This is a genomic window from Spiroplasma turonicum, assembly GCF_001262715.1.
GTDB lineage: Bacteria > Bacillota_I > Bacilli_A > Mycoplasmatales > Mycoplasmataceae > Spiroplasma_A > Spiroplasma_A turonicum.
Window position 1 is genome coordinate 1,084,210 of the sequence record NZ_CP012328.1, and the last position, 22,816, is coordinate 1,107,025.

General features: G+C 23.1%; 19 protein-coding genes. 1 reads left to right on the plus strand and 18 read right to left on the minus strand.

The annotated features are described in order from the left end of the window. Positions 1-44 precede the first annotated feature (44 nt). The 17 genes from STURON_RS04830 to STURON_RS04910 form a co-directional block, all read right to left on the minus strand. Positions 45-437, minus strand: a complete 393-nt coding sequence (locus tag STURON_RS04830; protein WP_075048745.1) for a hypothetical protein — start codon at positions 435-437, stop codon at positions 45-47. Positions 438-948: 511 nt separating this feature from the next. Continuing rightward, positions 949-1,809 carry a hypothetical protein gene (locus STURON_RS04835; RefSeq protein ID WP_075048746.1) on the minus strand — a complete coding sequence of 287 codons (861 nt, stop codon included), beginning with the start codon at positions 1,807-1,809 and terminating at the stop codon, positions 949-951. Between the two features lie 1,627 nt (positions 1,810-3,436). Next, positions 3,437-4,177 (minus strand): ABC transporter ATP-binding protein, encoded by a 741-nt coding sequence (locus tag STURON_RS04840; RefSeq protein ID WP_075048747.1) that lies wholly within the window; start codon positions 4,175-4,177, stop codon positions 3,437-3,439. 11 nt (positions 4,178-4,188) lie between these two features. Then, positions 4,189-5,793 (minus strand): hypothetical protein, encoded by a 1,605-nt coding sequence (locus STURON_RS04845; protein WP_075048748.1) that lies wholly within the window; start codon positions 5,791-5,793, stop codon positions 4,189-4,191. Between the two features lie 111 nt (positions 5,794-5,904). Continuing rightward, entirely contained in the window at positions 5,905-7,557 is a 1,653-nt protein-coding gene (locus STURON_RS04850) for a hypothetical protein (RefSeq protein WP_075048749.1), read from the minus strand. A gap of 137 nt (positions 7,558-7,694) precedes the next feature. Beyond that, a complete protein-coding gene (gene eno, locus STURON_RS04855) occupies positions 7,695-9,044 on the minus strand; it encodes a phosphopyruvate hydratase (protein WP_075048750.1) in 1,350 nt (449 codons plus the stop codon). Positions 9,045-9,201: 157 nt separating this feature from the next. Next, complete coding sequence (locus STURON_RS04860) at positions 9,202-10,779, minus strand: ATP-binding cassette domain-containing protein (protein WP_075048751.1); 1,578 nt, start codon at positions 10,777-10,779, stop codon at positions 9,202-9,204. Between the two features lie 93 nt (positions 10,780-10,872). Further along, positions 10,873-11,484: a hypothetical protein gene (locus tag STURON_RS04865; RefSeq protein ID WP_075048752.1), complete on the minus strand. Its 612-nt coding sequence runs from the start codon at positions 11,482-11,484 to the stop codon at positions 10,873-10,875. Positions 11,485-11,562: 78 nt separating this feature from the next. After that, the gene (gene typA, locus STURON_RS04870; RefSeq protein ID WP_075048753.1) at positions 11,563-13,389 is read right to left on the minus strand and encodes a translational GTPase TypA; all 1,827 of its coding nucleotides are present in this window, start codon (positions 13,387-13,389) and stop codon (positions 11,563-11,565) included. 21 nt (positions 13,390-13,410) lie between these two features. Continuing rightward, a complete protein-coding gene (locus tag STURON_RS04875; protein ID WP_075048754.1) occupies positions 13,411-14,220 on the minus strand; it encodes a hypothetical protein in 810 nt (269 codons plus the stop codon). A 2-nt stretch (positions 14,221-14,222) separates the two neighbouring features. Beyond that, the gene (locus tag STURON_RS04880; RefSeq protein WP_075048755.1) at positions 14,223-14,924 is read right to left on the minus strand and encodes a hypothetical protein; all 702 of its coding nucleotides are present in this window, start codon (positions 14,922-14,924) and stop codon (positions 14,223-14,225) included. Between the two features lie 12 nt (positions 14,925-14,936). Continuing rightward, positions 14,937-15,911, minus strand: a complete 975-nt coding sequence (locus STURON_RS04885) for a DnaJ domain-containing protein (protein WP_075048756.1) — start codon at positions 15,909-15,911, stop codon at positions 14,937-14,939. A 28-nt stretch (positions 15,912-15,939) separates the two neighbouring features. Then, positions 15,940-16,629 carry a M48 family metallopeptidase gene (locus STURON_RS04890; RefSeq protein WP_082236203.1) on the minus strand — a complete coding sequence of 230 codons (690 nt, stop codon included), beginning with the start codon at positions 16,627-16,629 and terminating at the stop codon, positions 15,940-15,942. Beyond that, positions 16,583-17,461 (minus strand): hypothetical protein, encoded by an 879-nt coding sequence (locus STURON_RS04895; protein ID WP_075048757.1) that lies wholly within the window; start codon positions 17,459-17,461, stop codon positions 16,583-16,585. Before STURON_RS04895 ends, STURON_RS04890 begins: the two co-directional genes overlap by 47 nt. 68 nt (positions 17,462-17,529) lie before the next feature. After that, positions 17,530-18,393, minus strand: coding sequence for a hypothetical protein (locus STURON_RS04900; RefSeq protein WP_075048758.1), 864 nt, complete (start codon positions 18,391-18,393; stop codon positions 17,530-17,532). A gap of 60 nt (positions 18,394-18,453) precedes the next feature. Next, positions 18,454-20,256: a translation elongation factor 4 gene (lepA, locus tag STURON_RS04905; RefSeq protein ID WP_075048759.1), complete on the minus strand. Its 1,803-nt coding sequence runs from the start codon at positions 20,254-20,256 to the stop codon at positions 18,454-18,456. Between the two features lie 13 nt (positions 20,257-20,269). Next, the gene (locus STURON_RS04910) at positions 20,270-20,791 is read right to left on the minus strand and encodes a DUF402 domain-containing protein (RefSeq protein ID WP_082236204.1); all 522 of its coding nucleotides are present in this window, start codon (positions 20,789-20,791) and stop codon (positions 20,270-20,272) included. A 113-nt stretch (positions 20,792-20,904) separates the two neighbouring features. On the opposite strand from STURON_RS04910, the gene STURON_RS04915 reads away from it, so the two are divergent. Beyond that, positions 20,905-21,984: a Fic family protein gene (locus tag STURON_RS04915; protein WP_075048761.1), complete on the plus strand. Its 1,080-nt coding sequence runs from the start codon at positions 20,905-20,907 to the stop codon at positions 21,982-21,984. Here STURON_RS04915 and STURON_RS04920 read toward each other — a convergent pair whose 3' ends face one another. After that, positions 21,985-22,815, minus strand: a complete 831-nt coding sequence (locus STURON_RS04920; RefSeq protein WP_075048927.1) for an SDR family NAD(P)-dependent oxidoreductase — start codon at positions 22,813-22,815, stop codon at positions 21,985-21,987. Position 22,816 lies beyond the last annotated feature (1 nt).

Below are 22,816 nucleotides of genomic sequence, written 5' to 3' on the forward strand. Positions count from 1 at the left end.
CTACTTAGCTTACTTTTTGCTGTTTATGATAAATAATGTTAATTTTATTTTGTCTTTTTATTTTTTTTATGTTTTTTAACAATAACTATTGTGATTATAGTTATAAAAATTATTACTGCTGGAACTATTGTGAAAACTAGCAATATAGTTGTTATAGTTTCAGAAGATAAACCACTACCACTTGAATTTATGTACGGGGGTTTTGGTTTATTTGGGGGATTTGGATTAATTGGTGGGTCAGGATTAATTGGTGGGTCAGGGGGTAGAGGTTCAGGTTGAGGATAACCTTCTGGTGCAATTGTATCTAGACCCAATATAGTTTTATTAAAAAGTTTTCTGTTGTAGTAAGTTGTTTCTAAATTTTTTTTATAATTTTGTTTTTGATTAGCTTCATATTGCTTTGTTTGTCCAAGAAAATAGTCTAATGAGTGTCCCATTTCATGACTTATTGAATTAATGACAACTGGTGTTGAAATAACATTATTATAATACTGTACGTTATACTTTTCGCTAGGATATCTAGTGAAAGAATCCTTTGAAAATAATTGATATGTAGCAATACTAGAATCGTAATTATTGGATGAGTATATATATGTATAGGCAGTTGAAGTTGCACCTTCAAAAAGAGGTTTAGATGATGAGTATATAATTGTGTATATAAAATATGCAAAGTAATTTTCATTTTCATATTTAGTTATGTATCAAGCTAAATTAAATACTTTAAGAAGTAAATTTTTAAATTGTTCTACTTTTTCAAGATATCAATTATTTACATAACCTAGTGCATAAACACTTTTGGCAAAATCTATATTAGAATATTTATACTTTTCTATATATGTTAAATTTTGATAAAAAGTTGCAAGATCTTCAAAAGTTTCGAATTTTGGGTTATCAAGGACATTGTGAAATTGTTTAATTGATTCTGGTGATGCTTTTGTATAAACATCATTATTTAACTTTCCTGAGTTCAGTTATATTAAAACTTTCTTGGTTAAATTTTTTTAAAACAGGTTTAATATTCTCACTATTATATCTTTTATAAGAGTATTTAAAGGAATACTGAGGTGAATTATTATTTAATGTATATGTTCAAGCATTTAAAGAGTAATCAAGTACATTTGGTACAAATCCATATAAATAATCATAAGAATATAAATTTTTCATACCAAAGTTATCATCAACATAATAAAGATCTTCATAAGTTAAATCGGTTTGTGGTTTTTCTAAATTTGTATGAAAAATTAAACTTTTGCTTTCCTCTTTTTTAAAATCCTCATCTATTATGTTTTTTATGTAATTAAAGTCTTTCAATCTTCCAGGAGTATTTGCTTTCAGTATTTTATAAATATTTAAGAAAAAGTAGTTTAATATTTCTCATGACTTATTTTTTATACTATCATCAAAAGTTTGTCATTTTGAAACAGATTCTGCAAAAAATTCGTTGTAATCTGTTGTTGAATATAGTGATAACAATAAAGCACTTGAAACTACACTTGAATAAAATATGTTTTGTTTACTAATTAAATTTTTTTGATTGTTAAAGGTATTTGTGCTCAAATAACTATCTTTTAATTCTGAAATATATTTGTTTTGTAAAATATCTGAATGCACAAAAATAAAATATTGAATAGCAAGCCCACCCCATCCAACAGCTTTAGCGTTTTTTTCAACTTTATTTTTAATATTTAATTGATTATCATAAATATTATATTGCATATCATTTTTGATATTTGATCCATTTATAAAAAACTGTAATGTAGTTAAAATAACTATTATAATTGTTAATAAAATCTGTAAACTTTTTTTCATTTAAATCATTCCTTATTAGTTTTATTAAAACTTTTAATTAATACAAATCATAATGAATAAGTATATTTCTAAAAATAATTTTGTAATTTAATTAATAGAAGGTTTAGTTTTAATTAATACTAATTAATATATTTATAATTATATTTTTGCTTAAAAGGAGGATAAACGCATAATATTTAATTACACTGAGTTTAAAAAACCTAATATAAACATTATTGTGTCCCATTTTTTAATTCATTTACATAATAATTATATAACTTATAGTAATATATTTTATTATATATTATAAAATTTAAAAAAAATTCCACAACATTACTTATAAATATTAAGTTTGTTTTGTTAATATAGTGACTTGTTTTAACAGTTTTAAGATTACAAATATTTGCTATTTTTATAAATAGAGTATATTAATGTTTTCTAATATTTTAAAAATTAATTTTGTTATAAATCTATTATCAAATTCTCTTTATTAATTTAAATTATGATTATTAAAAATTGTTATACAATAAAAAAAATTGATGAATTATTTAACCTTAATAAAACAATTATTTATAAATCATTATTTTTTAATATCATATATTTATTGGTTATAGTTTGTTAATATAACAAATAAATTATAAAAACTATTATAAAAAACTTTTATAAAATTAAATTTATATATTTAAATCTAAGAAACATATTTTTAGAATATAGTGTAATAAATTATTAATCTTGTTAACATACTTACATATTTTTAAAATATAAAATAAATCTCAACCAGATTAAATATTTTTTTTAATATCATACTTAATAAATATGTATTTATTTTTAAAATAATTAAAAAAAATATTTAAATTTTTGTTGAATTAACTTTATAAAAAAATGGTTTTTTGACTTAAATAATAAAAATATCATGCTTGTAATTTTTTTAATTAAGTTATATTGTTTACACCATAAAAGTTCAACTTGTCCAGGTTTATTGTAGTTGATTAAAATTGAATCATTACTCACATAAATGTTATATCTTTTTAAATCAATTCAATTATTATATATTTTTTATCTAAATTACTAAAAAATTTTTTAAACTTAGGATTTATCTCTTATATTTAAATATATTAAATATACTCTTTTACTTTATTTATAAAAAGTTATTTTTCATTAAAAGCAAGATTAGTTTTAAGGTATAAATTTATTTTCATTTAAGTAATTAATAATCTTTTTTCTTTAAGTTCCTTTCAGAACTATTATTTTAGATTTTTACCCAAAAATTAATTTATTTGCAAGACTAATATAGACTATAAAACTAAAGACTTTGATTGGTTTTATATTAAATTCTAATTAATAAGATTCAACTTTAATATTTAAATCATTATCTATTTTTCTAAATTTTTTTGTAGCTTTTACGATTTGATCTTTTATTTTTTAATTATAAAGGTTTCACAATATTTTTTCTAATAAAAAACCAGTATTTTATACTGGTCTAATTAACTTCCTTTTTTTTAAATTTTTTTAATCTCTTAATTTTTATTTAAATATTTCAAATTTTAAGTGTTTTAAAATTTTATATAAAAAATTACAATTGAAATTTTTTTTAGTGTTTTATACTATTAAAATTATATTTTTTAAAAATCTTTATTTTACTAAAGGGCTATTTATTGTATAGATCGTTTATTTTATTTACATCAACTTCATCTTCCTTAATGTATTTCAAATATAAATCCTTAAGGTCTGAACCTTCTGGATTAACATAATCATCAAAAAGTATTTTTCCCTTATTTATTAATATTAGTTTATTAGTTATAATTGAAAAGTCATCAATTTGATGGGTTGTTATAAAAAATGTAACACCTTTTTTATTTAATTCTTTTACAATATTAACAAAATATTGTTTAGAAGCAATATCTAAATTGGCAGTCGGTTCATCCATAAAAATATATTTAGGTTCATTAACTAAAGCACCTGCAAATATTGCTCTTTTCTTTCAACCTGCACTTAAATGCTTTATTTTTTTATTAATATGTTCATCTAATCCAAAAAAACTTTTTAAAAATTCTGTCTTGTTTTTAAGGTCCTTGTTTTTTATTTTATGAATATTTCCAATATACTCAATGTATTCTTTAATTGTCAATGACAATGGAATATTATTACTATCAGGGAAAAAGGAAAAATCTTTTAAATGCGTACTTAATATTTTTTCATTATTATATAGAATTTCTCCTTCTTTATAATTTAACTCGTTAAATATAGCTTTAATTGTAGTTGTTTTACCAGCACCATTCGGCCCACAAAATAAACAAATATCTTTTTCTTTAAATTTAAAACTTACATTTTCTAATGCGGGTTTTTTATTTTTTTTATACTTTTTACTTAAATTTTTTACTTCTATCATTTTTTCATCCTTTACTCAATTAGTAATTTTTTTATTCTATAAAAATTTAAATATATATTAATTATAACTATTAAAATAATTACAATATAAAAAATATCATAATTAAAAATATCATACTCAACATAACTATAATCAGTTATTTTATAATCAGAATTATTAGAAACATTTTCCTTGTATACAAGTTTATAGAAGCTTCTTATCAACAAACCACTTTGTGTACTGGAATTAATTATTGCAACATATTCTTGATCATTTTTGTAAAAACCCCCGTAAGTAATAGTTTTATAAATTTCAAATGGGTTTAAATATTGGAATAGCTTAATATCATTTACATTGTTTTCTTCATCTTTTAAAGTTAACACATTAGTAAATTCAACATTAGACATTTCTAACATTAGATTATAAGTTTTAGCAATAAATCAATATAAAGAAATTTCTTCTAGGCTTGAATATTTATCAATATCATTCTTTCATAATTGTTCATTTAATAATCCGGAACTAGATGAGTCAATAAAAATGTCTGATGCAAAAAGATTTAATACCAAAAATTCTTTTGAAAAATCCAAGAAGATATTAATAAAATTTTTAAAATCCTCATTGTTAATATTTTTCATATAGTCACTTAGAATATCATAAAAATAGTATAAATTGTTATCTTCAACATAATTGTAGTTACTTTGATTAAAAATGAAATCCTCAAAATTTATTTTTTTGTTATTATTTAAATTTTTATTTAAATAAAATTTGTGACTATCATTTATAAAATTATAAAAAAATGGTGATGTATTGTTTAAATCATCATAAAAATTATTTTTTAAAAAGTTACCTTGCAATATTGATAAATCTTTTAAAGAATTTATATCAAAATTAATGTTAAAGGTATTGTTATAATCATCATTTTGATAAATACTATTTGCTATTTTATTTAAACTTTTATATCTAAGACTATTATTATTAATACTATCTGAAGAGTTATAAATTTTTTCTATTTCAGAGTAAGTTTGATTAATAATTGGACTAACATATGAAGATAATGGTAGAAAAAAAGATGTTATGCCAACCAAAATATAAATTATATATTCATTTATAAAATTTAATAATAAATATGAAATGGATACAACTAAAGTCGTTAATAAAAAATAGAAGCTATATTTAGTTATAATTAAGTTTTTAAGTATTTCAAACTTATTTGAGATATTTAAAAGAAAAAATGAGTCAATTACTAGCATTATTAAAATTAATAAAGTTATATAAGATATTATTACTAATAATCTATAATATATAGAGATTTTAATATTAACTCCTGTTTTTATTTCTAAATTAAATATATTAATTTTCCTATCATTATACAAGAAAAATTGGCTTATAGAGAAAGAAAAAATAATTAGTAAAGATGAAATTATAATAGTTTTAATTAATAAAAATTGAAAGTAGTTAGATTTCTTATCTAAAAAAGATTCTTTTTCTTTAGAAAGTATTGTATTTATGATTGCTTGAAAAATAATTGAAAAAATAATTATTGTAATAAAAAATGATATAAAGAAATAATTCTTATATATTCTTTTGTATAATAAATTTAAAAAATGAGAATTTATAAACATAGATGTATTTTTCATAATTTTATCCTAATCAAATATTTTTATATAATCGATAATCTAAATTAATAGCTTTACCATTTTTATTAAACAAATAAAATTAAACAATATTAAATTACAAATTTTATTTAGTTATAATTTAATAACTTTTTTATATTTTAGATAACCAATATACCACAAAATAATCATTAATATAAAGTACATAAAGTACAAGTAAATATAATTTACAAACTCAATGGTTTGTTCTTCTAAATTTTCAAGTTTTACTGGCCCTTCCTCATTAGAAGTATCAATAAAATATTTATATTGTAAAGGTGTGGTTGGACTTTCAAATAAATGATTTGGTGAAGTAATTGAAAATTTATCATGATAATATTTATAGTTTTCTCCAAAATAATTACCATATGAAAGTTGTGATAGTTGATTAAATGGGTTGATATGTGTAATTAATTTTATTTTATTTAGTAGCTCATCACTTGGTGTTAACTTTAAATCTATACCTTTTTTGTAATTTGATTCATAATAGTTATTTCAAAAAGTTATTTCAAAAAACATTGAGGAAATAAAATAATATAGGTCAAATTGATCTGGTGTTTTATAATTTATAAGTGTGTTTGTAAAATAGCCCTGATAGATACTATAATCTATATAACTATCGGCAGGATATGATACATTTCCTTTATAGGTCATTATAAATTTAAAATAATTATTTGAAATATCTTTAAGAGCATTTAATATATTTTCATACTTACTTTCATTTGATAAACTAATAACTTTATTTAATATGTTGTAAATTCTATTATTATTTTTCATTAAATAGTCAAACTTAAGAACAATGGGTCTGAAGTTGTAAGTAAGAGTATCTTCCATTCTAAACCCGTTTAAATTATAGTTAGTAAATTTAGTATAGTTTTCATCAAACAACTTATTTAAATAAACTATGAAATCAACATAGTTAGTTCCAAAAGTATCAATTGCCTTTTGTTTATATTTTTCTAGAATATAATCATAATTTCCATATTGATATTGAATGAAATCTGGACTTGTGTAATTATATGCTTTTTTGAAACCTTCAAATATATCAGTAAATACTTCATCATTTTTAAATTTATTTATAAAAGAAGTTTGTTTTTCATACATAAATGTATTTGCCTGATAACGATATAGTTCATTAATTTCGCTATATTTAATCCCTCCAACAGCCTGAGATACAGATATCAAAGAAGCTAATATAGAAATTATAATAAGTGATATTTTTGCTTTAATTAACAATAATAATATAAATGCTAAAGCAGAAACAATAGTTATTAATAAAAACTTATAAGCAAAAAAACTTAAAACTTTTAATTTTGCCTCTATAAAATAGTTACTTATAGAAAGTGTTAATAAGCTTTGGACTATAAAATTAAATATAAGTATTACAATGCATGTAACAAATAATATAATAAATCTTGAAAAAAAACTTTGAAATACACTAATACCGCCTTTTATTTCCAAATCTATTTTTCCTTCTTTTTTATCTACATAAAAAAGCAATGTAGTAATATAAATAACAATAATTGATAGCAAAATTACATCAAAAATCATTTTTAAAAAGAAAAAACAATCAAAATAATAGTCAATTTTATCAAAATACTTATTTGTGACATCGAAATAATTGTAAAAAGATATTATTTCAAATATCGTTGAAACAGATAAATAAACAGCTGTTAATATTATTAAAACTTTATTCATTATTAATTTCTTAAAATTAAAATTAAATATATTTAAATTAATATTTTTCATTTTATTTTCCTCACACTATTTATAAATATTTATTACTACTTTAATATTATTATATAGATTTAAATTTATAAATAATTAATTATCTTTGTTTCATTTTATAAATAAAAAAACTAATGGTAAACCAATAGTTTTATTTTTTATTTTAAGTTATAAAAAGATTTTAATCCATCATAAATTGCTGCATCACCTAGTTCATCTTCAATTTCTAATAACCTATTGTATTTAGCAATTCTATCTGATCTTGACATTGATCCTGTTTTGATTTGTCCAGTATTTAAAGCAACTGCTAAGTCAGCAATTGTTGAATCTTCAGTTTCACCTGATCTATGTGAAGTAACTGCTGTTCAACCAGCTTTTTGAGCCATTTGAATTGTTTCTATTGTTTCAGTTAAAGTACCGATTTGGTTTAATTTAATTAAAACAGAGTTTGCTGCTTTTTTTTCAATTCCTTCAGCTGTAATTTTTGGATTAGTTACGAATAAGTCATCTCCAACAATTTGAATTTTACTTCCCATTTTTTCAACTTGTTTTTGGAACCCATCTCAATCTGATTCAGCTAATCCATCTTCAATTGAAATTATTGGGTAATTATCAACTAATTTGTCTAAGAAATTAATCATTTCATCAGTAGTTAATGCATATTCTTTACCAGTAATTTTTTCAATTTTTTTGAAATGATATTTACCGTCAATGTATAGTTCAGAGTTAGCACAATCCATTGCTATCATAATACCTTCTTTACCTGTTTCATATCCTGCGTTTTTAATAGCTTCTACTAATAAATCTAATGCAACTTCAACTGGTGATTTTGCTTTAAAATTTTCTAAAGTATGTTCTTTGTAAGCTCATTCAAAGTTAGGTGCAAATCCACCTTCATCTCCAACAGCTGTTATATCATTTTTATCATGTAATAATTTTTTTAATGCTTGGAAAGTTTCTGATGCTCATCTTAAAGCTTCTTTAAAAGAAGGTGCTCCAACTGGCATAATCATGAATTCTTGAAAATCAATTGCACTATCAGCGTGTTCTCCACCATTAATAACATTTAACATTGGAACAGGTAATCTTCTAGCATTTACACCACCAATATATCTATATAAAGGAATTTCTAATTCACTGGCTGCTGCTTTTGCAACTGCTAATGAAACACCTAGAATTGCATTAGCTCCAAGATTTTTTTTGAAATCATCTCCATCAAGTTTACACATTAATAAATCAATTTCAACTTGATTTGTTACTTCCATACCAATAACTTTAGATGCTATTTTATCATTTACATTGCTAACTGCTTTTAAAACACCTTTTCCGTTATATCTTTTTTTGTCCCCATCTCTTAATTCTAGAGCTTCTCTAGAACCTGTTGATGCTCCAGAAGGAACTTTTGCACTTCCAAAACCACCAAATTCTGTTGTTACATCTACTTGAACTGTTGGAAAACCTCTTGAATCAAGTACTTCTCTTGCTTTTATATTAACTATTTTTGACATATTAACTCTCTCCTTACATAAATAATAATAACCCTATTTACAATTAATTCCTTTACTTTTAACTATTTTTTAATAGATTTTTTTTTATTATATTATATAATTTTAATAAAAAATCTATTAAAAAGTTTGTAATAAAGTAATGTTAATAATAAGTTTTTTACAATTGAATTATTTTATCAAAACCAGAGTCACTTGTATTTGCTGTGTGTGATATGAATAAAACAGTTTTATTTAATTTACAAATTAATTCTTCAATATTTTTTCTATTTTCTAAATCTAAACTTGATGTTATTTCATCAAGTATCATTATATCTTTATCCTGTAATAATGCTCTTGCAATTACAATTCTTTGCAACTCACCACCTGACATATTTTTACTTTCTGAGTTTATAATTTTATCTAATCCATTATTTTCTAATAACTTAGAAAGATTTACTTTTTTTAAAACATTAATGATTTTTTCTTCGCTTATATCATCATTAAATAATGTTAAGTTATTTTTTAAAGTATCATTAAATATAGAAATATCTTGTGGTAAGTAAGCTATCAGATTTCTTAAATCATTAATATTTAAATCTTTATAATTAAATTTCTCATTTAATATTATTTCACCATTATAGTCATCAACTAAACCAAATAATATTTTAAACAAAGTGGTTTTCCCTTTTCCAGAATCTCCTATTATTAAATACTTTTTCTGTCTTTCAATTTCTAAATCTAGGTTATGAAATAGAACTTTGTTATTTATTTTATAACTAAGATTCTTAAGTTTTAATGAATCAAATGATATATTTTTAGTTTCATAATTTATATCTTTTTCTTTAATTTTAAATTTTTTAGAGATCATTCTACCGGCTCTTAAAGTAAATAAAGAACCAAAAAGAGAATTTACTGCTTGAAAATATGTTCCAGAAAGATTTGCAACCGATAACATAGCTCCTTTTTCAGTCATGTTATTTAATGATAAAAACATTGTTAATAACATTAAAACTAATTGACTAACAATCATTAAAGAAAATAAAACAAATTTCTGTGTTGCATCTATATTACCATATGAAAATGTTGCTTTTTCTACTTTTATATTTTCAAGATTAAATAAACGATTAAATACATTTTTTTTATTAGAGTATGAAAAAACAGTATAACCATTAAGTAAGTTTTCTATTCTTTTCACAAACTCTTCGTTACTTTTAGAAAGTTTTTCAGCTTTTTTAGAAGCAAGTGGTTGTAGAATACTTGGTAATATAAACATTAAAATTGTTATTCCAAATAATGAAAGACCAATTATTCAATGAAAGTTAAATATTGCATAACAAGATAATACAACTCCAGCACTACCATCACAAATGCTAAATATTCCTGAAAAGATCATTTTATTAATTGAATCAAAATCCTTAGTTAGCCAAGATAATAATTCACCTTTTTTATATTCTGCATATTCTTTATCTGATAGGTTGTTTATTTTATTTACTATGATTTTTTTTAATTGTAAGTTCAATTTTTTAACTGTAAATACTTTCATTAATTCAGAGAAATAATAAAATACTATACCTATTATGAAAGCACCTATTAAAATGTATGTTTGTTTTAATACATAATCTATATCATTTGCAAATAAACCTTCCACAATAGAAGAAAATTTATATCCACCATAAACAATTCCTGCATTTGATATTATTGATAATATTAAATACATAAATATCAAATACCAATATTTATTTGTAACTTTTGTCATTTTGTCTCCTTTATAAATACAAAGAAGCAACTATTTATGAAAGCACTTCAAAAATGTTGCTTCATAAATTAATGTTTTTTATAATAACAAAAGTTAATCTATCATATCTCCATAAACAAATATAAAATATCTGATAGTTTTGGTTTTTTTAATTTGGGAGACATAATTATTATTAAATTGATATCTTTTTAAAAATAAGTTTTTTAATTTTACTTTAACAAATGAAACTATTTTCAAAGTATTTAAAATAAACCTAATTATTGATTTTAAGATGCTTATTATCAATAAAAATAAGTATTTAAATAAATCATGTTTTGTTAAATTATATATAAAGTAAGTTAATTCAAATGATATAAAAATTAAAAATATAAATAAATCCATAAACATAGAACTCCCAGGAACTGAGTTATATAAATATAAAGAAAATAAACAATTAAACTGTAAACCCTTAAACTGGATTAAATTAAAATCTGCTTCATAATAAAAATCGTCAATAATTTCTTTAAAATAACGTTTTGTTTTTATTAATGCAATTATACATACTATAATGCTTTGCACTCTTATAAATTGTGAAAAGAATTGTAATATAAATAGATTATCTATTTTATTATTAAGACTTAAAGAATAATAAAAAGCAATTATCAAAATAATTGGTCAATACAATAAATCTACAATCCCACTCATTTTATTTTTTAAGTTATTCATTTTTCTCTTAAACTTATAAAAGTATTTTTTAAATTATAGCATAAAAAAAATCTGTTAATACAGATTAATTACTTATATTTAGTGAGGGTCGTTTCTATGTTGTTTTCTTTCATTTTCGCTTAATCATTTTTTTCTAATTCTAATATCAGTTGGAGTAACTTCAACAAGTTCGTCTCACTCAATAAACTCAATAGCTTCTTCTAATGTAAATTTTTTAGGTGGAGTTAATTTTACTGAATCATCACTACCACTAGCTCTTGTATTTGTAAGTTTTTTACCAGTAGTTGGGTTAACATTTAAATCATTAGCTCTTGAGTGTAAACCAACAATCATACCGTCATATACATCAACTTGAGGCCCTACAAATAAAATCCCTCTTTCTTCAAGATTATTAAGTGCATATGGTAATGTAACACCATTTGCCATTGAAACTAGAACACCATTTTGTCTACCATCAATTTTACCTTTATAATCTTCATAACCAATTATTGATTTAACAAACACTCCTTCTCCACGTGTATCATTTATAAATTCAGTTTTAAATCCAATTAATCCACGAGTTGGAACTTTATATACAACCTTATCTCTAACTCCATCAGAATGCATATCAAGCATTATACCTTTTCTAAGATTTAGCCTATTTATAACTGTTCCAGAATATTCAGTTGGAACATCAATTATAACTTTTTCTACAGGTTCTTGTTTATTACCTTTTTCGTCAACTTTAAAAATAACCTCAGGTCTTGAAATTCCAATTTCAAATCCTTCTCTTCTCATTGTTTCAATTAAAACTGATAAATGCAACTCTCCTCTTCCTAAAACTCTAAAACCATCGGCTGAAGAGTCACTTAATGGTTCTACTTTTAAACCAACATTAACTTCCAGTTCTTTATCAAGTCTTTCTTTTATATTTCTTGTTGTAAGAAATTTACCTACTTTACCAGCAAAAGGTGAAGTATTAACTAAAAAATTCATACTCATAGTTGGTTCTTCAATAATGATTGGTGGAAGTGGATTTATGTTTTCTGTATCACAAATTGTGTCCCCAATAGTTAAATCAGATATCCCTGAAACAACTACAATATCTCCTGCCTGAGCTTCTTTTACAGCAATTCTTTTAAGACCTTGGTATACAAATAAACCCGATATTTTTGCTTTAACAGTGTTTGAATTATTTTTTGACACTACTACTTGTTGATTTTCTTTTAAAGTACCTTTGAATAATCTACCAATACCTAGTCTACCAATAAATGAATCATATGCCAATGAAGAAACTTGTAATTGAGTTGGTTCATTAACTAATTCCAACGGATAGTTTCCAACTTGTTTTACAATTGTTTCAAACAGCGGTTCTAAGTTTGAACTTTTTTCTTCTAATGAATATTGTGCAATTCCTTCTCTAGCTATACCAAATAATGTTGGAAATTCTAGTTGATTATCGTTAGCATCTAATTCCATAAATAACTCAAGAACTTCGTCTACTACCTCTAATGCTCTTTGATCTTTTTTATCAATTTTATTGATTAATAATATAGGATTAATACCAAGTTCCAAAGCCTTTGATAAAACAAATCTTGTTTGAGGCATTGGGCCTTCTGATGAATCAACTAATAAAATAACTGTATCTACAGTTTTCATTATTCTTTCAACTTCACTTGAAAAATCTGCATGGCCTGGTGTATCAACAATATTTATTTTGTAATCTTTATATTCAATAGAACAATTTTTTGAATATATTGTAATACCACGTTCTCTTTCTTGATCATTACTATCCATAATTTGTTCTTTAACTTCTTCATTAGCTCTAAACACTCCCGCTTGACTTAAAAAAGCATCTACTAATGTTGACTTCCCTGCATCAACGTGGGCGATAACTGCAATATTGATAATTTTCTTATTCATAATTTCTCCTAAAATTCTAAAACTCTAATTTTTTAAGGCTCTATAAAATAAATCCTCGGGTAAATCAGAAACCAGTTTTGACTCTTTAAATCTCAATTCATCTTCAATTACTAGTGGTTTTTCAATCATTATAATTGTATTTGTTAATTTTTCTTCTTGTTGAATTATCAACTCTCTAAATAATAAACTAAAATAGAACTTAGTTGAATAATAAATAGCAAAATTATATAAAACTACCTCTTCTTTTGTTTCAAATTCACTTTTATCGTCTTCTGTTAATTCTAATATATCTAATAAATCACTAATTAAATCATTCAATTTATAAAACTCTTGAATTAAACAACTAAATCTTTCATTGTTTTTTATTTTTTCTAAGGAATCACCAATTTCTTTTATAACTAATATATATTTTGGTGAAACCATTAATTTATTAAACTCATCATCAAAATCTTTTAAAAATGAGAATGCAAACTCTTTAAATGCATAATCATACACTTCTAAATTATCAATTTTTTGTTTATTAGTTTCAATGAATAATGTTCTTGTTATATCATACATGTTTTGATAGTCAAAGAAACAATCACACATAGACATTAATCTTAACAAACAACTTAAACTATCTCTATTTACAATTTTATCTTTATCTACTTCTGTTTTATCAAAAGAATTTTCTATAAATTCTCTAAAAGAATCAAGGTCTTTTTTCCCAAATCACTCATATTCTACTTGTTTTAAATATTTGTTATCTTGACCAAACATAGAAAAAAGTACAATAATTTCTTTATTGATTATGTTGTAGGGTAAAAAGCTATAATAATCATAGTCTCTTAACACATTTAACTCCTTCAATTTAGATTTAAGTAATCTAAATAACATAAATTTATTGATAATAAAGCTCAAATATTTATAATCATATCCTCTTCAAATCCATCTTCATTAGACAATAATTCTTTAAAGTAGTTTGAACCATAATTATAAGTATCAAGAGAAGATTCTACCAGAGCTTTTATATCGTTTCAAAAATCTAATTTTACATACATTTCAAAAAAGTTATCTTCATTTAAATTTTGTTTTTTAAAAACTTTTTTTAGATTTTCAGAAAGTTTATCTTTTTTACTAAAGATTGCTTTTTCTTTTAAATAAACTAACTCTTTAATAATATCAATTTCTTCTCTATCAATCAAAGAAAAAACACAATTAATTAAATTTTTTTTCTTTAAACTATCTAAAGAGTGTAGTAAACTCTTAAAAACGTTAATTAATATTAAATAATCGTTAGAACCTTCGTTTAATTGCATTATTAATGAAGCAATATCAGCATTCATATAAATTTTTATTGCTTCTTCACTAAAAATTGTGTAATTTTCTTCTATGAATTCAAAAAAGTCTTTTCTGTTTTCTATATAAGATGATGATACCTTAACAATTTTTTTGCCAAAATTAGTTAATGATTTTATTATTTTTTTATTATTTTTAGAAAAATTATTCAGGACTTTATTGGCTGCTTCAATTAATTCATTTCAATCATTTTTAAACATTTTTATATCCTCTTAAGAAATAGCATATTTATCAAAATATTGTTCAATAATAGTTTTAAAAACATTAATTTTTTTCATTTCTACTGCTGCATATGGTTCTTGATTAACGTCTGGATGAAATTGTTTTGCAAACTTTCTATAAATTTTTTTAAATTCTTCAGGTTTAGAAAACTTAGTTAATCCAAAATAAGAAAACGCTTCATTTACTTCATCATGGAAAACAATTGTTTTTGTTTTTTCAAAAAAATCATCGAAGTTTTCATTATCGTCATCAAAAAAGTTAGAGCTAAATTTACTTGTACTAGAGCTTGTTCCATAGTTATTTTGAAACATATATGTTTCAATTACGATATCTACTGATTGATCTAGCATTTTTGATCAGTGATATGTATTTTCATCCCCTAAGTCTATTATTTCTTCTATTATTAAGTGGTTTTTATAGGCATCAAGTCTTCTATCATTAACAAGTCTAATAGATTTTTCAATGATTGCATCAATTGTGTCTAAAGCAGTTCTTTGCATTATTTCAAACATTTTTTTTAATGGTTCATCATCAATGTCTTTATTTGAAAATGTAAAGTTAAATACTTTTCAAAATTTTATTGTAGTGTAGTATGTAAACTTAGTTAAAGACATTATAATTACAGTTGCTGAATATGAGTCTAATCTTGTTGATAAATAATCATAAATAGAAGAAAAATAACTTACAGCTGGTAAAGAAACAAAATGTTCAGTTATATTATATCTACCAAACTTTCATTCATAAGAATTCATTGTTGTAGGTAACTTTTGAACTGATAATAACTCTTTAATTTTTTCATTATAAAATTCAATTTGTTCTAATAAATTGTCAATGTTTCAATAACTAGCATTCATCATTGATCTTTCTCAGGCTATTATACTTGATACACCATCAGAGTAGTCAAATACAGAGTTACTTTTATTAAATTCTTTTTTTAGTTTTTTAAATTCTTTTTTTCAACCCATAACATACTCCATTTAAAATTATTATACTTTATATTGACGAATCTTTTAATATTTCACTTATATTTTTATAATTTGGTAAGTAGTTTCTAACATGATTTCAAAAGCTTTTAGAGTGGTTTTTATGAACTAAGTGAGATAATTCATGAACAACCACATATTCAAGAGCTTGTATAGGATAATGTATTAATCTAATATTTAAGATAATTTTTGACTTATCTGGATAACATACTCCCCATTTATTTTTTATTTCTTTTATAGTTAAGTTCTTAAAGTCTAGGTTCATTATTTCTTTTCATCTATTAACAACCTTTATAAAATCATTTTGGTGAATTATAGCTAATTTTTTATACATTTTTTTTATTGTTTCTTGTTCTGTTTCATAAACTCTAAATGTATATTGTGGGTAATCAACAGTTGGTGTTGGAAGAAAATAGGCATGCTGTTCTTTTCCAAAAATTTTGACAAAACCGTTTTCAGATATATGAAATAAAGAACCTTGAGAGCTTATTATTTTAATAATTTTAGATATGTTTTTATAAATTAAACCTTCTATTTCTCAATCTTGTGCTTGAATTGGTGCAGAGATAATAATTTTTTTGTCAATAACTTTTAATCTAATATACTTTTGTGTTTTAAAAGTTAAATAATACTGTATTTCTTGGCCTTTGTAACTAAGTTTTTTTATTATGCTTAGATTTTTTTGCATTCTTTCGTTCATGTCTTTTTTTCTTTAACTCCATTATGTAATTTATTCTTAAATTTTCTTGATAATCTCTTTCTTCCTTATTCAGTCTTTTAAGTTCTTTACCAATTTCAGTACCTTCAACTTCTCCAAAATTCAGTTTTCCTTCTAAAACATGGTTATACATTGAATAATTATCTGGATTATTAATTCTTTCATCAAAGTAAAATATTTTATATCTTCTTGCTAAATCTGCTTCGAATATTGTAAATATTCCAAAACCAAAAATAATAACATATATGCTTTGTATAATAATCATTCAAAAACTAGTGTAACTGTAGTTATTTTTTAAAGCATTATAATATCAATCTACAACATTGTTCTCGTCGATTGAACTTGAACTTCCCACTTCTCCAAAACTACCAAAATAAGGAATAGTATAATTGATTATATAAATTATTGAGCCAAACAATATTGGTCAAAATAAAAGATTAAAAGCAAGTACTGCTCTTTGATTTCAAGAATTCTTAGAAATAAATGGAAATGCTAAACCTAAAATAAAACATATTATTAATATTAAAATTGCACAAGGTATAAAAACTCATCAAGCAATATTATTATATGATTGCTCATAAACATGTCCTTTTTGGTAAACAATTAATGATAAACAAAATAAAAACAAACTTCTAATTCCTTGATCATAAATTATTGCAAGTATAAACAAAGCCGGTGCTGCGAATGCAAAAACTAGCATTATTATCCTTGTTGTTGCTATGATGGTATTTAATATTATGTTGCTTGGACTATACTTTTTATACTTTAATTTTTCTAATACTTCCTTAGACTTTTTCATTTTTTGTTTTGCCATATCATCACCTAAATATAATTTTACATTAATAAAAAAGAAACTTCACTAAGTTATTTTTAGTAAAGTTTCTAATGTTTATTATCGTCATTTTCTACTCTTCTAGATATGTACTTAAAAGTACCTTTAGAAGTTTCTTTATCAGTGTTTCTAATGTTCCCATAACTGTCTAAATCACTAAAAGCTAATGGATCGTAAAAATCTATTGAAGATTCATCATCTTTGTGTTTCTCTTCTTTTTTTACTTCAATGGGAACTATTTTGTTTTCTACATTTTCATCATTTTTAAATATTTCATCAATTTTAATACCACTCAATTCACCAGTTTTTTCAATTTCTTTTATTGCATCCTCATATGGCTTACTTAAGCCATTTCTCATACTATTAATTTTGTTAACAATATCATTTGGATCAACTGATTCAATTGGGTTATAAACTGTATTTGTTGAATGGTCAAAGTTATCTTGCGGACTGTAATTTTGTAATGGTTGACTTGCAAAAGTCTGCTCACTTTTTGATAATGTAATATTAGAAGATATTTCTCCTAATGCAATATTAAATATATTTAAACATTGGGTAATTATTAGTAATGCTATTGTTGTATAAACTGAAAAGTTTCTAATTCATGTTAATGAATATGGGTCTCATATTGAATTAGCTGCAGTTAAAGCAATTGATACTACACCAATTATTACAGTTAATATTGAAAATACTTTTTTTGACTCTTTTTTTAATAAAATAGAGAGTAATGCGAATAACAAAAATAATCCTCCCATTACTGTATAAATGTATTTAAAATAACCTAATTTCATTGACGTATCAAAACTAAATTCTATATCTAATGTAGAATTCATTGTTAAAAAAGGTAATAAGAAAATCATAAATATACCAGTTGTAATAGATAATATAATGTTAAACACATTTAATTTTCTCATAATAATTCCCCTTTGTTTATATTATTTTACACTATTTTTAATTTATTTAAAAGTATTATATTAGTCATCAATCTTTAACACAGCAATGAAAGCTTCTTGGGGAACTTCAACTGAACCTATAGCTTTCATTCTTTTTTTACCTTCTTTTTGTTTTTCTAATAATTTTTTCTTACGTGATATATCTCCACCATAACATTTAGCAAGAACGTTTTTTCTCATTGCTTTAATAGTTTCACGTGCTATTACTTTGCTTCCAATTGCTGCTTGTATTGGAACTTCAAAATTCTGTCTTGGTATTATTTCTTTTAGTTTTTCAACTAAGTTTTTACCTCTATGGTATGCAAAATCTTTATGTACTATTGTTGATAAAGCGTCTACTAATTCTCCATTTAATAATACATCCATTTTAACTAGTTTAGATTGTTTATATCCAATTAAATCATAATCAAATGATGCATAACCTTTAGATATAGACTTAAGTTTATTAAAGAAATCAAAAACTATTTCATTTAAAGGCATCTCATAAATTAATGTTCTTCTATTATCATCAACATATTCAATATCTAAATAATTACCTCTTTTATCTTGGCATAATCCCATTAGATCTCCTAAATATTCGTCTGGAGTCATAATTGTAACTTTAACATATGGTTCTTCAATTATTTTTACTTTTTGAGGTTCTGGTAGTAAAGCTGGGTTATCAATTTCAATTATTTCATCATCAGTTTTAGTTATTTTATAAATAACAGAAGGAGCTGTTGCAATTAATGTTAAATCATATTCTCTTTCTAATCTTTCTTGTATAACATCCATATGGAGTAATCCCAAGAAACCACAACGAAATCCAAACCCTAAAGATTGTGAACTTTCTTGTTCATAAATTAAACTAGAGTCACTTAATGACACTTTTTCAAGAGCTTCTTTCAAGTCTTTATATTTAGCACTATCAACAGGATAAATACCACAATAAACCATTGGATTTAGTTTCTTATATCCAGGCAGTGGTTCAATGGCTGGGTTTTCCAATGAGGTAATAGTATCACCAACATGCACATCTTTAACAGTTTTAATTGATGCTGCAAGTCACCCTACTTCTCCAGCTTCTAAAAAGTCTTTTTTTACTTCATATGGATTTTTTATTACAAGTTCAGTTACTTCATATGTTGCATTTGACTGCATCATTTTAATAGATTGGCCTACTTTTACTTTTCCAGAAAATATTCTTATTGATACCATTACTCCACGGTACTTATCATAATATGAATCAAATATAAGTGCTCTTAAACTTTCTTCATCATTTGCTGTTTTTGGAGATGGTATATATTTAACAATCGCTTCTAAAACATCTTCAATATTCTTACCTGTTTTTGCACTAATTAATGGGGCTTCAGAACAATCAATTCCAATTACTTTTTCTATTTCCTCTTTAACTCTTTCAGGATCTGCTGCTGGTAAATCAATTTTATTAATAATCGGTATTATTTCTAGATTATTGTCAATTGCCAAATATACATTTGCTAATGTTTGTGCTTCGATTCCTTGACTTGCATCAACTACTAATAAAGCACCTTCACATGCAGCCAAACTTCTTGATACTTCATAAGTAAAATCTACATGGCCTGGTGTGTCAATTAAATGAAATATATATTCTTCATTGTCCTTAGCTTCATATTTTAATTGAACAGAGTTTAGTTTAATAGTTATACCTCGTTCTCTTTCAATATCCATAGAATCTAATAACTGCTCTTGCATATCTCTTTTTTGAACGCTGCCTGTCATTTCTAATATTCTATCAGCCAATGTTGATTTACCGTGATCAATATGGGCAATAATACTAAAGTTTCTAATTTTCTTTTTATCCATTTATTATTTCCTTTTATTTTTTACTATCTTCTCAGACTTTTTTAACATAGTCATGATTAAAAACTCCATCATTACTTTTAATAAGTTTTTTTAAATAATCAATACTCTCTCATACTTTCTCAACAATTTCTCTTGAATAACTTCAATTAATTCTATTTCTATTAAACTCTCTTAAATCTAATATTTTATAACTTAAATCATTAAAAACTTTTAAATCCAAATCATAATCAATATACTTAATAGTATTATCTTCTAATAAAAATGGTGAAGCAATATTACAATAATAATGTATAGCATCTTTTTTAAACATACATATAATATTAAATCATTGATTAGGATAAAAAAATCAAATTGCAGGTTCAGTTGTTTTTCACTTTCTACCATTAAATTCAGTTATCAAAACTTCTTCATTAATAACTATTAATGACTCATCATTTGATAACCTTGATATTCTAACATTCTCTCATGCTCTATATAAATTCCCATTGTGCTTATAAGCATGAACAGTTGACACTTTTTGCTTATTGGAATTCAAAATAATTACCTCGTTTTTCTTATCAACAATATTCTTACCATTTAATTATATAATACATTGCACACAACCATAATTTAAAATTAAAACTATAATGTTGTTGTATAATAATTTAAATGAAAGACTTAACGCTTTACAAAATAAGAGATATTGAATTTAACCCTGATGATTTTATAGAACAATCAAAAATTATTAAGGAAAAATTTGATATATATAATAAGCACATTGAGTTTTGCCCTTTTGATACTCATTTTTTAATTATGCAAATGTTAAAATACGAAGCAAGAAATTCAAATTTAATTGAAGGAATCTATACTAGTAATATCGATATTCTTGCAAGTGATGATCCAACAAGTAAAAAAATAACTAATTATTTAAGAAGTTTAAAGACTGCAATAAAAGACTTTCAAAAAGTAAATATTTTTACCAAAAAGAGTATTTTAGATATTCATAAAAATTTATTTGATAATATCATTTCAACAGATGCAATAAATGCTACCCCTGGTCAGTGAAGAATTAGAAATGCAAAAATTGCAAATCACACTCCACCTAATCCCCTTTATATTGATGAATATATTGATGATTATATAGAATGATTAAATGATGACTCAATTTGAGCTGATTTACCTTTGCAAGTAAAAGGACCAATAAAAGTCGCTATAGCTCATGCATACTTTGAAAAAATACATCCATTTTCTGATGGTAATGGAAGAGTTGGTAGAATCCTAATTAATTTAATTATAAATTCATTTGGTTTATCAAACAATTCTTGTTTCTTTTTATCAAAATCAATATTAGAAAATCAATTTGAATATTATGTGCAATTAGAAAAAATTGATAGCAACACAAATTATAAAGATTGAATAAAGTTTTTTTTAAATCTAATAATACAACAACTTGATATAAATATAGATGTTATAAAAAAATGTATAAATTTATTATTAGATTTTAAAAATGATTCATTATTAGAATCAAATTTAGAAAAGAGATTATTAAAAACTAAAATAATAAAATTTATTGCTAAATATCCTATATTCACTTATACAAAACTAGAAAAATCAATTTTAAATAATGAAGAAATAAGTATAGATTTAATTAAAACTTGTTTTGATGAATTGTCAAAAAAATTTAGTATCAAACAACTTAAAGGTACTTCATTTTTAGAATTTGTTGATTTTACAAATATTATTGTTTAATTAAATTAACTTACTTTTTTGAAATTTATAAACATTATTTAATATAGTTTTGTCCCCAAATATTTTAGTACATTTACGTAAAAGTTTATTTTTAGCACCTAATATAATATAATTTTTGTTTTTTGTTTTTAATGCTTTATAAAGACTTTTTCTTGAATATTTTTTTAAGTCCATTGTTTTAACTTTTATATCTTTTTTATTTTTTGAAACTTTTTTATCAATACTTGTTTTTCAAAACTCAGTTTTTAATGGCCCTGGACAAATTGTGACAACACGAACTTTTGATTTGTTTTTTTTAAGTTCAGTATTAACAGATTGTCCTAAACTTAATACGTATGCTTTTGTAGCATAGTATGTCGAATATAAAGGACCTCCTGGTGAAAAAGACGCCATGCTTGCAATATTTATTATTCTTCCATAATTATTAATGTTAAATATTTCGACAAACTTTTTAGTTAAAATATGTAAAGCTTTAATATTTAAATCAATCATGTTTAATTCTTTTTCTAAATTCACTTCACTAAATAATCCATATAAACCAAATCCAGCATTATTTATTATTGTAGAGATTTTATAATCTTTTATTTCGTGTAATAATTCAAAAACCTCTGATTCAACACTCAGATCATAACTAAATATTATTAAATTAGATTCTACAATATTATTATCTTTTTTAAATTTTTTTAGGCTTTCTGTAGAACGTGAAACACAAATTAATGGTATTCCTAATTGAGATAAAAAATTAACAAATTCAAATCCTAATCCTTTGCTTGCTCCTGTAATTAAAATGTAATCTTGTTTATTAATTCATTTTATTTTATTTATATTCATA